This window comes from Woronichinia naegeliana WA131, assembly GCA_025370055.1.
Lineage (GTDB): Bacteria > Cyanobacteriota > Cyanobacteriia > Cyanobacteriales > Microcystaceae > Woronichinia > Woronichinia naegeliana.
In genome coordinates this window covers 2,017,274-2,029,750 of the sequence record CP073041.1, presented here as the reverse complement: position 1 = coordinate 2,029,750, position 12,477 = coordinate 2,017,274, and the positions used below count along the sequence as shown (strand labels likewise).

At 42.6% G+C, this 12,477-nt stretch carries 12 protein-coding genes and 1 other RNA gene; 12 read left to right on the top strand and 1 reads right to left on the bottom strand.

The genetic code is table 11. From position 1 onward, the window contains the following. The first annotated feature begins 1 nt into the window (after window position 1). The 5 genes from KA717_10390 (at window position 2) to KA717_10370 (ending at window position 4,734) form a co-directional block, all read left to right on the top strand. Window positions 2–949: a bifunctional riboflavin kinase/FAD synthetase gene (locus KA717_10390; GenBank protein ID UXE63037.1), complete on the top strand. Its 948-nt coding sequence runs from the start codon at window positions 2–4 to the stop codon at window positions 947–949. 122 nt (window positions 950–1,071) lie between these two features. Beyond that, complete coding sequence (locus KA717_10385) at window positions 1,072–1,887, top strand: sterol desaturase family protein (GenBank protein ID UXE63036.1); 816 nt, start codon at window positions 1,072–1,074, stop codon at window positions 1,885–1,887. A 447-nt stretch (window positions 1,888–2,334) separates the two neighbouring features. After that, window positions 2,335–2,451 (top strand): riboflavin kinase, encoded by a 117-nt coding sequence (locus tag KA717_10380; GenBank protein UXE64619.1) that lies wholly within the window; start codon window positions 2,335–2,337, stop codon window positions 2,449–2,451. 181 nt (window positions 2,452–2,632) lie between these two features. Continuing rightward, window positions 2,633–3,313, top strand: a complete 681-nt coding sequence (locus KA717_10375; GenBank protein ID UXE63035.1) for an HAD family hydrolase — start codon at window positions 2,633–2,635, stop codon at window positions 3,311–3,313. Beyond that, window positions 3,310–4,734 (top strand): hypothetical protein, encoded by a 1,425-nt coding sequence (locus tag KA717_10370; protein ID UXE63034.1) that lies wholly within the window; start codon window positions 3,310–3,312, stop codon window positions 4,732–4,734. Before KA717_10375 ends, KA717_10370 begins: the two co-directional genes overlap by 4 nt. Window positions 4,735–4,890: 156 nt before the next feature. Here KA717_10370 and KA717_10365 read toward each other — a convergent pair whose 3' ends face one another. Next, window positions 4,891–5,139, bottom strand: a complete 249-nt coding sequence (locus KA717_10365) for a DUF2442 domain-containing protein (GenBank protein ID UXE63033.1) — start codon at window positions 5,137–5,139, stop codon at window positions 4,891–4,893. Between the two features lie 392 nt (window positions 5,140–5,531). On the opposite strand from KA717_10365, the gene KA717_10360 reads away from it, so the two are divergent. The 7 genes from KA717_10360 (at window position 5,532) to KA717_10330 (ending at window position 12,120) form a co-directional block, all read left to right on the top strand. Continuing rightward, entirely contained in the window at window positions 5,532–5,900 is a 369-nt protein-coding gene (locus KA717_10360) for a DUF433 domain-containing protein (protein UXE63032.1), read from the top strand. Window positions 5,901–5,971: 71 nt separating this feature from the next. Further along, complete coding sequence (locus tag KA717_10355) at window positions 5,972–6,214, top strand: hypothetical protein (protein ID UXE63031.1); 243 nt, start codon at window positions 5,972–5,974, stop codon at window positions 6,212–6,214. After that, on the top strand, window positions 6,189–6,608 hold the full coding sequence (locus KA717_10350; protein ID UXE63030.1) for a type II toxin-antitoxin system VapC family toxin: 420 nt from the start codon (window positions 6,189–6,191) through the stop codon (window positions 6,606–6,608). The genes KA717_10355 and KA717_10350 overlap by 26 nt, the downstream gene beginning before the upstream one ends. 901 nt (window positions 6,609–7,509) lie before the next feature. Continuing rightward, a complete protein-coding gene (locus KA717_10345; protein UXE63029.1) occupies window positions 7,510–9,036 on the top strand; it encodes a ferredoxin:protochlorophyllide reductase (ATP-dependent) subunit B in 1,527 nt (508 codons plus the stop codon). A gap of 143 nt (window positions 9,037–9,179) precedes the next feature. Beyond that, window positions 9,180–9,364: non-coding RNA, 6S RNA (ssrS, locus tag KA717_10340), on the top strand. A 154-nt stretch (window positions 9,365–9,518) separates the two neighbouring features. Then, window positions 9,519–10,793 (top strand): insulinase family protein, encoded by a 1,275-nt coding sequence (locus tag KA717_10335; GenBank protein UXE63028.1) that lies wholly within the window; start codon window positions 9,519–9,521, stop codon window positions 10,791–10,793. Between the two features lie 64 nt (window positions 10,794–10,857). Further along, window positions 10,858–12,120: an insulinase family protein gene (locus KA717_10330; GenBank protein ID UXE63027.1), complete on the top strand. Its 1,263-nt coding sequence runs from the start codon at window positions 10,858–10,860 to the stop codon at window positions 12,118–12,120. Window positions 12,121–12,477: the final 357 nt, after the last annotated feature.

The following is a 12,477-nucleotide window of genomic DNA, read 5'->3' as shown; positions in this document are numbered from 1 at the left end:
CGTGTGGATCATCTCATCAACTAACGAACTACTGGTTCCAACCGCGATCGCCCTTGGCAATTTTGATGGCGTTCACTTGGGGCATCAACAGGTTTTAAAAAAAATTATTGATCATCAGGCGAATTCAGGCGATCAAAGACCCTATCCAACGGTGGTCAGCTTTAATCCCCATCCTCGTCAATTTTTTACGGGTCAACATCAGCCGCTTTTAACACCTCTAGAGGAAAAGGTTGCCCAATTGGAAAGTTTGGGGATTGCTCAGTTGGTATTGTTGCCCTTTAGTCAGGCTCTAGCCAATCTTGTTCCCCAGGAATTTGTCGAAACTATTTTATTTAAACAATTACAGGCTCAAAAAATTAGTGTCGGGGCTGATTTTCGTTTCGGTTATCAACGTCAGGGAACAGCCCAGGATTTAACGGCGATCGCTGCCCAGTTTGGCATTGAGGTTTTTACCACATCATTACAACAGGATGCTAATCAACGGATTAGTAGTTCTCTGATTCGTTCTGCTTTAGCAGCCGGTGATATGGAACAGGCCAATCGGATGTTAGGCCGTCCCTATGGTTTAGTGGGAAAGGTTATTTACGGGCAACAACTGGGGCGAACCCTAGGCTTTCCGACTGCTAATCTAGCACTGCCGGAAGAAAAACTCTTACCGCGTTTCGGGGTTTACTGTGTTCGAGTCCATTGTCCAAGTCTCTCTCCTCATCCTTTAGGTGGTGTGATGAATTTAGGCGATCGCCCTACTGTTGACGGTCAAAAAGTCACGGCTGAAATACATCTTTTCAATTTTTCAGATAATCTGTATGATCAATCGTTAAGAGTTGAATTACTGCAATTTTTACGTCCAGAACAAAAGTTCTCAGGTTTGGATTCTTTAAAAGCCCAAATTGCTCAGGACTGTCAGCAAGCTCAAGCAATGCTTTTAAAAGCAGATTTGATAGACTAGTCTCTATAACACCCTTTTTGAGTAATTCTTAGGAAAGTTTTCCGGCGATTGTTTCATTTTGGGATAACATACGGAAAAATTCTTAATAAAATCCGTACAAAGGTAAAAACCGCTATAATTGGATGTATAGAATTTTTAACATTCTGACCGAATTTGAGTTTTATCTTAAGATTGCAATTGCTTGCATGTTCTTCCAACAAGTGTTTTATGTAGTCTTGGGAAATGCACAAGTTGACTATATGAATCAGGTGATCCTGTATTGGATCACTGGTTTCTTATCATTTTATGGAATTGGTCTATTTATTGAGAAATTTATAAAAGGGAACGACTCTCTAAAAAATAAGTTAACAGCGAGAGTTTCTCAAGTTAAAGAACAACAATTTCCCTCCTTCACTGTTAAAGGCTTTTTCTTAGGTGAGGTAAAGTCTATCATAACAGCCTGTGTCGTCCTTTATTTGGCACCAGAAGTTCACAGAGGCAATGATTTAATTCTCAATTTTGGGTGGTTTCTAATGAGAATTGTTATTGCTGATTTATGCTTCTATGTAACGCATTTGCTATTCCACAGAAAGTCTTTATTGAGGTTTCATTTAAAGCACCATGAATTTCAGGACACATCAAGCTTTGTTGCTGCTCACAAAAGCTGGGCTGAATTTGTTGTTACTACTGTGACAGATCTTCTTCCTGTATTTATATTTGGATATGATATCAACCAGATATGTGCATGGATTCTTGTAGGCAATGCTTACAACTTAGAAGGCCATAGTTCATTGTCGATATTTTTTATATCATCTGATTTTCACGACCTTCATCATACTAGTTTTACAGGAAACTATGGTATTCAAGGATTTTGGGACAAGATGTTCAAGACGCTAAATCCTCCCCACTATCAGCGACGAATTATATTTCCTTCGAGTTATCTGAAACCCACTGAATGATGGCGGTTGGTGGTGGTGAGACACGAAGAGCAAAACCTACAGGCTTTAGCTAGTACTAAGTGATTACCACTCACAAGGTAATAGACGCAAGCTAACAACTCCCATGCACACCGACCGCCACCGATCGCCGAAAGTTGATCAGTTATGATGCAGAGGTTATCTGCTGCGGGTGATGGGCAACGTTATCAGAAAAATGGGTTTAAAACCCAGTCCTTACTTCGACAGGCTCAGTAACCATCTAGGGCGGCTTTAATTTAAGTATAGTAAATCTTGAGGCTAGAGATAATGTTTTCCCTTCTTAATTAGGTTGTCATTTTTTGGCAAATTAACTAGAATGGTTTTACAGACTAGTCTTAACACAACAAATGAAGGCAAGGTATCAATTCAGATTCTATCCGACTCAATTTTTCAGATAATCTGTATGATCAATCACTAAGAGTTGAATTACTGCAATTTTTACGCCCAGAACAAAGGTTCTCAAGCCTAGATTCTTTAAAAGCCCAAATTGCTCAGGACTGTCAGCAAGCTCAAGCTATGCTTTTAAAAGCAGATTCGATAGACTAGTCTCCATAACACGCTTTTTGAGCAATTATCAGGAAAGTTTTCTGGCGATCGCGCTATTTGGGAGTGTTATACAGAAAGATTCTTAATAAGATTCTTATTTGTGGTAGTATTAACATAAAATTTTCATATAGTTCTTAGTTAAACGAACTGCCTGGTGCTGGGCCAGAGCGTTGGGTGCAAAATGAGTAAGGCTGTCATATTCGATTTGGACGGTGTAATTGCGGACACGGAGCCACTGAAGGCTGCTGCCCATGCTCAGACCGCTCGCAATTTTGGAGGGTACTTGCCTGATGTCTTCTATCCGCAAGTGCTTGGACAGTCGCAAGATGAAGTCGCAAAGGCGGCCCTCATCCAAGCAAGCCTTTCCATTTCGGTGTCCACATACAACGCGGCCTTTGCGGAGCATTACGAAAAGGCCGTTCTCTCAGAAGCCACAGCCGTACCAGGCGCAATAGAGACTATGAGGAGCTTGACAGATCATTCATTTCGACTCGGGCTGGTGACTTCAAGCCCTAAGTGGATGATGCGAGCGGTACTTGAACGCTTGAACATATCCAATTTACTGAGCGTGGCTATTTCCGCAGACGACGTGGCCCACCCGAAGCCGTCATCCGAATGCTACGAACTCGCGCTTTCTAAGCTCCAACTTCTGCCGAGTGCCGTTGTTGCGATAGAGGATACTGATATTGGGGGGTGGGCTGCAAGACGCGCGTCCATTGTCACAATCGCCTGCCGCCATAAGCTCGCGAGGTTGCAAAAATTTGATTTCGCGGCTGCGGTAATAACGCCTCCGTTCGACTCAGTAGAATTTTTACACATCGTCGAGAATTGCCTGATCGGGCAGCGAGGGATAGCGAAATGATTGTTGCGATCTATGGCTCTTACCCGAATGCTGAATGGGAGCCGTTGGCTGACATTGAAGCTTTTAAGTCGACGTGCCGCGAGATCGGTCGTTATTTCGCCGAGTGTCGATTTGGCATCGTCGTGACCAGTGAGAAAGAAACGACCGCCGACTACTACGTTGTTCAAGGATTTATAGAGGTATGGAATAAGCGCAATGACCTTCCCAAGAAAAGCGAACGCTGTCTCTTGGTCATGGCGACACGGACATCTGACGCGTTCTATCGGTACACAAAAGAAAATCCATCACTGTTTTACTGGAGGAAACCGCCTGAACGAACCCGTTTAGAGCGTCATCTTGTCGGTTTAAAGGAATGCGACCTCGTTGTAGTCATTGGAGGTAACGATCATACGTCCAACGCCGCAAGTGTAACGCAGCAGCTTTTGTCTAAACCTTTGCTTCCAATTGGAACGTTTGGCGGTGCCGCCAGCAAGTTCCTTCAACAAATGATGATGGAAAAGGATGAAGTTCTGAATGGACTTATTTCTGCCAATCATACAAATATATTTAAGATTTTAGCTGAACTAGAGGTTTTGCGCCAAAGGGAGAAACAATATGAAGACAGATTAAAGCAGTATGAACAACTTTTTATAGAAACGACCCAACGCAACTATCCCTACACGGATGAGGAGCGAAATGGACTTCATTTTTTACGGCAGACTTGGAAGTTAAAGAATGAAGATATCGTGCAAATTGAAGACAGAATCACGACCAGGATTAAACAACACTATCAAGAGAAAATTAAACAATACCAGCAAAATTTTTTAGAAGTTGTAAAATTAGAAAATCCTTTAAGTGAGAATTCTAGAATGAACCTTGAGGGTCTGAAAAAAGTTCTAGGATTAAAAAATGAAGATGTTACATTAGTAGAATCAGAGGTTATTTCTGATATAGAGAACGGTAATAAATCTGGCACTTCAATTGCTCTTCATAATAGTGCAATTTATAATATTGGTAGTGCAACTTTTGGTAATTTTGCTCATAATGCCCAATCAAATCAAAGTAATTCTCAAAACCATGAGGAGATAGTTATGGAGACTTCAAAGTTTGATTTTCGTAGTGCAAATGTTGGGAACTTCGCAGAAACAGTGCATGGTGATCAGAAGTCTATTCAGCATATTTACGCACCTGAACAAAAACAAACTCTTACTGAAGCTGCATTTGAAATTCAAAGACTTATTAAGCAACTGGAAATGACGAATCCTAACGCTACGGAGGCTGAACAAGCTGCTTACGTCAATAACCAAACTACTCCTAAGCTCAAACAGCGTGTGGTTGCTGCATTACAAGCAGGTAGCGAAGCTGCAATTGAAGAATTTTTAGATAATCCTTACGTCAATGTTGGTAAAGCAGTTGTCAAAAGTTGGATAAAGCCAGGGTAGTGCGATCGCTGATCACGTAGATTAGATTAAGACACGAAACCCAACCTGACATTAGCGATAAAGCTCCTGAAGCAGATCAATCCCACTAACCTGCAAGGTATGATAGAGAGGTCTAAAGAAGCCGAATTGCGATCAAAATAGATAGTGTTTAAATATTCAATTTCCTAGCCTTCCCTCCAAAATTCCCATTACCGATAAATCTTCATCTAATTCTTCCCAGTGCAGTCCTGTTCCATTACAAATTAGTTCAACATTCGCTAATTGTTCAGGAGTTGCTTTGGCTAATCGTCTATTTTTAGCGGCAGAAAAACGAATTTCTCTATCATCATCCAAACGAATACAAATCCATTCATTTTCAACCCAAGCTTTTTGAGCTTTGATTGTCTTTTCATGTACCAAATACATGATTCCATTTCCTCCATATATGATCGCAATGAAAACCTGCTCTAAGTTTATCCAGTTTCGTAAAACTATTTTTCCAAAAACGCGATCGCATTCTGACTACACTTCCCCAAAACGCGATCGCACTTCAATTCTCAAAATAATTACACCACAAGACTTTTTTAGATCGCTGGTCGCGTAGATTGAATTGAGACACGAAACCCAATACCCAAAGGATTTAGCCAACACTAAACGATTATACCGAAACCGATAAGCCCATTAAGGTTGACTATTTATAGCTGTAGCGTGCGTTACTCCAACGCACCTTATTTTTATTGGTGCGAAGGCGAACAGAATTGGGGGTGATATGATAAAAAGGAGCAACAGCCAAATACCAATTGGAGCTAATCATTAATATGCCGTTATATCAGGATAATAAACCAGCCATTACCCAAACAGAGCGCGGTCTAACAATTTCTGGCACAAGAATAACCTTGTATCAAATAATGGACTATATTCACGCAAGTTACCCGCGCCATTTAATCCGCCACCAATGCTATCTAACTGACGAGCAGTTTGATGGAGCGATGTCTTATATCGACACTCATTATGAAGAAGTCGAGTCAGAGTATCAAACCGTGTTACAGCAAGCAGAGGAAATTCAGGATTATTGGCAAGAGAAGAACAAAGAACGTCTTGCGAATATTTCTAAGTTGCCGCCAAAGCCTGAATATGCTTCTGCATGGCAAAACTGCAAGCGCGTAAAGCTAAACGAGCAGCAGTAAGCCAATGAGTATTGCTACATTTATAGTCAGCCTAAATCAAAAATATCTTTTTCTGTTTGGAGGTTATGATCATGACAAATCAAGAAATTCTAGGGGAATTGTTAGATTTGCCTGCTGAAGCACAGAGCCAAGTAATCAGTCTGATCTCTTTTTTGAAACAAAAGCACATATATTCTGAACCTCTGTCTGCATTACCAAATAGTGATTTGATAAATGATCCCTTTATTGGAATGTGGCGTGATCGTCAAGACTTAGAGAGTAATACTTGGGTGCGAAATTTGCGAGAAAATGAGTGGTCAAAATCTCATGGCTAGTTCAACTATCGTAGATACCGACATAATCATTGATGTTGGTCGTGGTATTCCTGAAGCCGTTAATTGTATGCAAGAGCTAAAATCAACTTCCAGATTAGCAATCAGCATAGTTACACAAATGGAATTAATTGTTGGCTGCGCTAACAAATCAGAGTTACGGACGCTAGAGAAATTTCTTCAACAGTTTGACGTAGTTACAATTGACCCGCCTATTTCCGACAAAGCAGTTGACTTGCTCCGCTTGTATCGGTTAAGTCATTGCTTACTCATTGCCGATGGATTGATCGCCGCCACAGCAATAATATGGAATTACCCTTTCATCTCCAAGAATCAACGAGATTACCGATTTATTCAAAATCTAAATCTGTTACCATATCCATACAAAAAAGCCTAACAGTGCGATCGCTGATCGCATAGGTTGGGGGCGAAACGTTGAACGAAACCAAGAATCAAAAAAGAAACTTGGAAGTGGAAAACACCGTTCGGCAAGTTGAAAACTCAGAAACTTGCATAACTCTCGTCAACTTGTGGGTTAAATTCCCACCCCTTTGGCAGTCAAAGGTGAAACGGCAAACAGCTAACCGTCACGCTGAGTCCAGTGTAAGACGCTGAAAGCAAGCAGGAAAATAAGCTAACCCCCCGAATAGCCTATCATGAAAAGCGTAACCGAAAGTTCATCAAGGCAAGACCCCAGCAATTCTCAGTTTTAGATACAGCAAGCCTTTTAGGGATTTAAAGAACATTTCAAAGGGGGTTTTTGGGGCAATTCTATGTGTACTACCATGCCTGAAAGCCTGAAGACTCGTAAAATGAACTTGTTAATCCCGTTGAATTTTACCCCGTATTACGCGAACTAAAACCTGAAACCCTTGCTACAGGGCAAATTTAGAATTGCTGGCAAGACCCGATGGAAGCATCGTAAACGAGAAAGGCTCAATAGGTGTTTCGGGGAGGTATAGAAGGCTGGTAGGATAAAGGCTATAAGTAGTTGTACAAAATTAATTACACAAAAATCAGACTGAAAAGCTTGTATAACATCAAAGTCATGTGTAAATAATTTCGTCTCAATACTTAAATGATTCTCTAAACAGCAAGATGCCTGGACAAGACAAATGTTAAGAATTATGTCAATTAAACAATATGTGTGTTGTTAGAGTCTGGCTGTAACTCAAGCTCTGGGGGATTTTGGGAACAGTTTGGCTTTTGTTACCGTATGTTGCGCGGTCTGTTACCTAGCAAGAAGTTTGAGACAATCAGAAGCGACCCTGCTTGCACCTCTAAAGGGAGAACTTTCGATGAAATTAGCTTATTGGATGTACGCTGGCCCTGCCCATATCGGGACATTACGCATTGCCAGTTCCTTTAAAAATGTTCACGCCATTATGCACGCCCCCCTGGGAGATGACTATTTCAATGTCATGCGCTCCATGTTGGAACGGGAACGAGAATTTACACCTGTAACAACCAGTGTGGTTGATCGCAATGTCTTGTCTAGGGGTTCCCAAGAAAAGGTAGTGGATAATATCGTTCGTAAAGACAGCGAAGAACATCCCGATTTAATTGTTTTAACCCCTACTTGCACGTCTAGTATTTTGCAAGAAGACCTCAAGAATTTCTGCGATCGCGCTCAGATGGAGGCAAAGGGTGATGTGCTCCTGGCTGATGTCAATCACTATCGTTATAACGAATTGCAGGCGGCCGATCGCACCTTGGCTCAAGTGGTACAATTTTATTTGGAAAAAGCTCAGAAAAAAGGAGATTTGCCCACCGAAAAAACGGAAAAACCTTCGGTTAATATTATTGGCATTACGACCCTGGGATTTCATAATCAACATGACTGCACAGAATTAAAACGCTTGATGGCCGATTTGGGTATTCAAGTGAATGTGATTGCCCCTGAAGGCGCGACGGTCACACAACTGAAAAATTTACCCCGTGCCTGGTTTAATCTTTGTCCCTATCGAGAAGTGGGATTGATGACGGCCCAATATCTGGAGCAGGAGTTTGGGATGCCCTACGTTGATATTACGCCCATGGGAGTGGTCGAAACGGCTCGTTGTATTCGCAAGATTCAACAGGTTTTAAATGCTCAAGGCGGTGAGGTTAACTACGAGAATTTTATTAATGAGCAAACTCTGTATATTTCCCAAGCAGCTTGGTTTTCTCGTTCCATTGACTGTCAAAATTTAACCGGTAAAAAAGCAGTTGTGTTTGGGGACAATACCCATGCCGCAGCGATGACCAAAATTCTGGCACGGGAAATGGGAATTCATGTCGTTTTAGCTGGAACCTATTGCAAATATGATGCAGACTGGTTTAAGCAGGAAGTGAGTGAATATTGTGATGAGGTTCTGATCAGTGAAGATAATGGCCAAATTGCCGATGCGATCGCCCGCATTGAACCGGCTGCTATTTTTGGCACACAAATGGAACGCCATGTGGGTAAACGTTTAGATATTCCCTGTGGTGTGATTGCGGCTCCGATTCACATCCAAAATTTCCCTTTAGGATACAAGCCCTTTTTGGGTTATGAAGGAACCAATCAATTGGCAGATTTGGTTTACAATTCCTTCACCTTGGGCATGGAAGATCACCTCTTAGAGATCTTTGGCGGTCACGATACCAAGGAGGTGATTACGAAGGGCGTTTCTGCGGATTCTGATTTGGGATGGAACAAGGAAGCTCAAGCCGAATTGAATAAAATCCCTGGTTTTGTGCGCGGTAAGGTCAAACGCAATACTGAAAAATTTGCCCGCGATCGCGGTTTATCCGTGATTACTTTAGAAGTGATGTACGCCGCGAAGGAAGCAGTGGGAGCTTAACGTAATCGTTAAAATTAAATAAGTCGTTAAAATTGTCAGGGGTGGGTTGAAGAATCCACCTTTTTTATCTGCCCATTTTTCCTTGTCCATCTCAATAGTCTTTTTGTCCTATGAACTTAACTGGCTCCTAAGCTATAATGATCCATAAGCTGCTGTGTTGGTGACTGCCAACAAAGTTTTTTGATCTTGCTTTGAAAAAACGGGAGCTATCAACGTGTTTCGTGGTAGTAAACTGAGCTTGTACTCAGAAACGAAAGCAGAAACCATTAGCACCCACCTGGTTAACCCCAGGTCATAAACTGAGGTAAAACGGCACGGCAGTGTTTCCTTTACTCAAATTTTATCAGATACTCAAATCTTGTCAGCAAATTGAATCTGTCTAAGGATTAGTAAAGTTAGGGTTTCACTATATACCATTGGGTTAAGAACACGTAAAAAGTGGGATAATTTATCTTTAAAAGCAAGTATAGGTTTCAAAGTTGGTGCAGCTTTCAGAACGCCTTCCTACCTGTTCCTTTCCGGCCCAGATTTTAACTTTTGATCACGGACTCACCCTGATTCACCAATATTTGCCTGAGATTCCAGTGGCAGTGGTTGACGTTTGGGTTAAGGCAGGCGCGATCGCTGAACCGAACGAGTGGCCGGGGATGGCTCATTTTTTAGAGCACATGATTTTTAAAGGAACAAAACGGATTCCCCCAGGCGGCTTTGATCAGATTATTGAATATAACGGCGGTGTCACCAATGCGGCCACGAGTCACGACTATGCCCATTTTTTCCTAACCACGGCTTCTCCCTATCTGCGTCAAACCTTGCCCTATTTAGCCGAAATTTTATTACAGGCCGAGATTCCCGAAGAAGAATTTTATTGTGAGCGAGACGTTGTGGTCGAAGAGATTCATTGCAGTGAGGATGACCCTGATTGGCTCGCACTTCAGAGTATTTGCACCAGTCTTTATCCCAATCATCCCTATGGGCGTTCTGTTTTAGGCAAGGAGAGCGATCTCCGTCGTTACACCCCGAACCAGATGCGCTGTTTTCACCGAACTCATTATCAACCCGAAAATATGACCGTGGTGATGGTGGGAGATGTGACTGAAAAAGACGCTGTGCAGTTGATGGTAGATACCTTTGAGAATTTTGCGGTTCGTTCTGAATGCCCCCCAACCATTATTGAGGATGATCCGCCCTTGGTGGAGATTCGTCGCCAGGATTTACAGATTCCGCGTCAGGGTCAGGGGCGATTAATGATGGCTTGGACAGGGCCCGGCATCGACTGTTTAGAAGATGGTTTAGGGTTAGATTTACTGTCGGCGGTTTTGGCGGGGGGACGTTGTTCTCGTTTGGTGCAGGAACTGCGGGAAGAAAAGCAGTTGGTGTTAGATATTCAAAGTAGTTTTTCCTTGCAACGTAATTCTAGTTTATTGAGTGTGACGGCTTGGCTTGAACCGCAACATTTAGCTTTAGTTGAACAACTGATCCGCGATCGCATCTATGAAATGCAAACCAAACCGATTCGCGAGGTTGAACTCGCCAGGGCAAAACGGCTGCTCTGTCATGACTATATTTTTTCAACGGAAACGCCCGGCCAATTAGCAGGGTTATACGGCTACTATCACACCCTGGCCAGTGCCGAATTAGCCACCCGTTATCCCACCACAATTCAGGTGATCGACTGCCACACCCTACAACGCTTGGCTCGTCAATATCTTTCCCCTGACTATTATGCCATTACCGCCATGCAACCCTTGGAATAGGAGACAATGGAAAAATAGGGGCGTTTTAAATGTAATTCTTGGTTTTTAGGTTAAAAAAGCAGCTATGCGGCATCATCAATCAGTCAATCGTGTGGTTCTCGACAATGGTATTACGATCGTTTTTGCCGAAAACCCAGTAGCGGATTTAGTTGCCGGACGAATTTTTCTGAAAAAAGCAGGTTCCTGTTGGGATTCTCCTGCCAAAGTTGGCCTTTCCCATCTTTTGGCAACGGTGATTATGAAGGGAACCCAGTATCGATCCTCCTTGGAAATTGCTGAAACAGTGGAATCCATTGGAGCGAGTTTGGGAGCCGATGCGGCCAGCGATTATTGGTTAATTAGTCTCAAAACCGTTGTGGCGGATTTTCCTGAAATTTTGGCTCTTGCTGCTGAGATTTTACGCTATCCCACCTTCCCTAAGACTGAAGTGGAACTGGAAAAACGGCTAGTATTGCAATCCATTCGTTCCCAACAGGAGCAACCATTCAATGTAGCCTTTAATCAACTCCGCCAATCCATGTATGCCGACCATCCCTATGGTTCATCGATTTTAGGGACGGAAGAATCGGTTCCCACCTTAACCCAACAGGATGTAGTGGAATATCATCAGGCCTACTTTCGGCCAGACAATTTGGTGATTAGTCTTTCCGGTCGTTTGAGCCTGGAGACGGCTGTGAATTTAATTAATGACATCTTTGGTAGTTGGGAGATTCCTCACCGTTCCTTGATTGCCCCCACCCTACCCGTCTTAAATGCTCAACCCTATCCAAGAGTAACGGCCCAGGAAACTCAGCAATCGATTATTATGTTGGGCTATCTAGGGGCGGGGGTGAAAAGTGAAGATTATGCTCCTCTGAAGTTGCTTAGTACCTATTTGGGCAATGGTTTATCCAGTCGCTTATTTGTGGAATTGCGGGAAAAACGGGGTTTAGCCTACGATGTCTCGGCCTTTTATCCCACCCGTCTCGGTTCTTCCCAGTTTGTGATGTATATGGGAACGGCTCCTGACAATACCGCGATCGCTGTTGAGGGGCTAAAAACGGAAGCAGAGCGGCTCTGTCAACAAACGTTAGTAAAGTACGAACTAACGGCAGCTAAAAACAAGTTATTGGGTCAATACGCCCTGGGCAAACAAACCAACGGAGAAATTGCCCATCTATTTGGGTGGTATGAAACCCTGGGATTAGGACTTCCCTTCGATAGTGATTTTCAAGAACAAGTGAGCCAAGTAACCGCCGCCGATGCTCAACGGGTGGCCCAGACCTATCTCCAGAGTCCCTATCTTTCCCTGGTAGGGCCAGAGGACAAGGTAGAAATTTTTCGTTAACTGCCCGTCCCCAGGCTTTGAACCCACATTCCGTACTTGGCAACAAGAATTTTAATTAATACGAACAAGTCTAGATTAGCAAAAGTGCTTCCCCACAAAGGTTTCAGGAATCACAATCTGCTGATCAACAAAAGTACGCCTCTTTATTCAGTATAAAAGCACTGATAAACGCACTTAGACTATAGTCTTTCCTTCTCCGTCTATATCTAGGGCTTGCTGAAAAAGTCAAAAAACGAAAGAAATGTGGGTTAGGGAAGTATGGACGGAAAAAGCACAGATAACTTTTCCTTATGGAAAGAAGTCACAATACAGATTTTGTTTAATCTATTGTCCCTTTCTTTCTACAAAAAGTCAACA

Coding starts and splice junctions, on each gene's coding strand:
- KA717_10350 (UXE63030.1), top strand. CDS start 6,189: ATGAGTGGTCAAAATCTCATGGCTAGTTCAACTATCGTAGATACCGAC.
- KA717_10365 (UXE63033.1), bottom strand. CDS start 5,139: ATGTATTTGGTACATGAAAAGACAATCAAAGCTCAAAAAGCTTGGGTT.
- KA717_10375 (UXE63035.1), top strand. CDS start 2,633: ATGAGTAAGGCTGTCATATTCGATTTGGACGGTGTAATTGCGGACACG.
- KA717_10360 (UXE63032.1), top strand. CDS start 5,532: ATGCCGTTATATCAGGATAATAAACCAGCCATTACCCAAACAGAGCGC.
- KA717_10355 (UXE63031.1), top strand. CDS start 5,972: ATGACAAATCAAGAAATTCTAGGGGAATTGTTAGATTTGCCTGCTGAA.
- KA717_10345 (UXE63029.1), top strand. CDS start 7,510: ATGAAATTAGCTTATTGGATGTACGCTGGCCCTGCCCATATCGGGACA.
- KA717_10370 (UXE63034.1), top strand. CDS start 3,310: ATGATTGTTGCGATCTATGGCTCTTACCCGAATGCTGAATGGGAGCCG.
- KA717_10330 (UXE63027.1), top strand. CDS start 10,858: ATGCGGCATCATCAATCAGTCAATCGTGTGGTTCTCGACAATGGTATT.
- KA717_10385 (UXE63036.1), top strand. CDS start 1,072: ATGTATAGAATTTTTAACATTCTGACCGAATTTGAGTTTTATCTTAAG.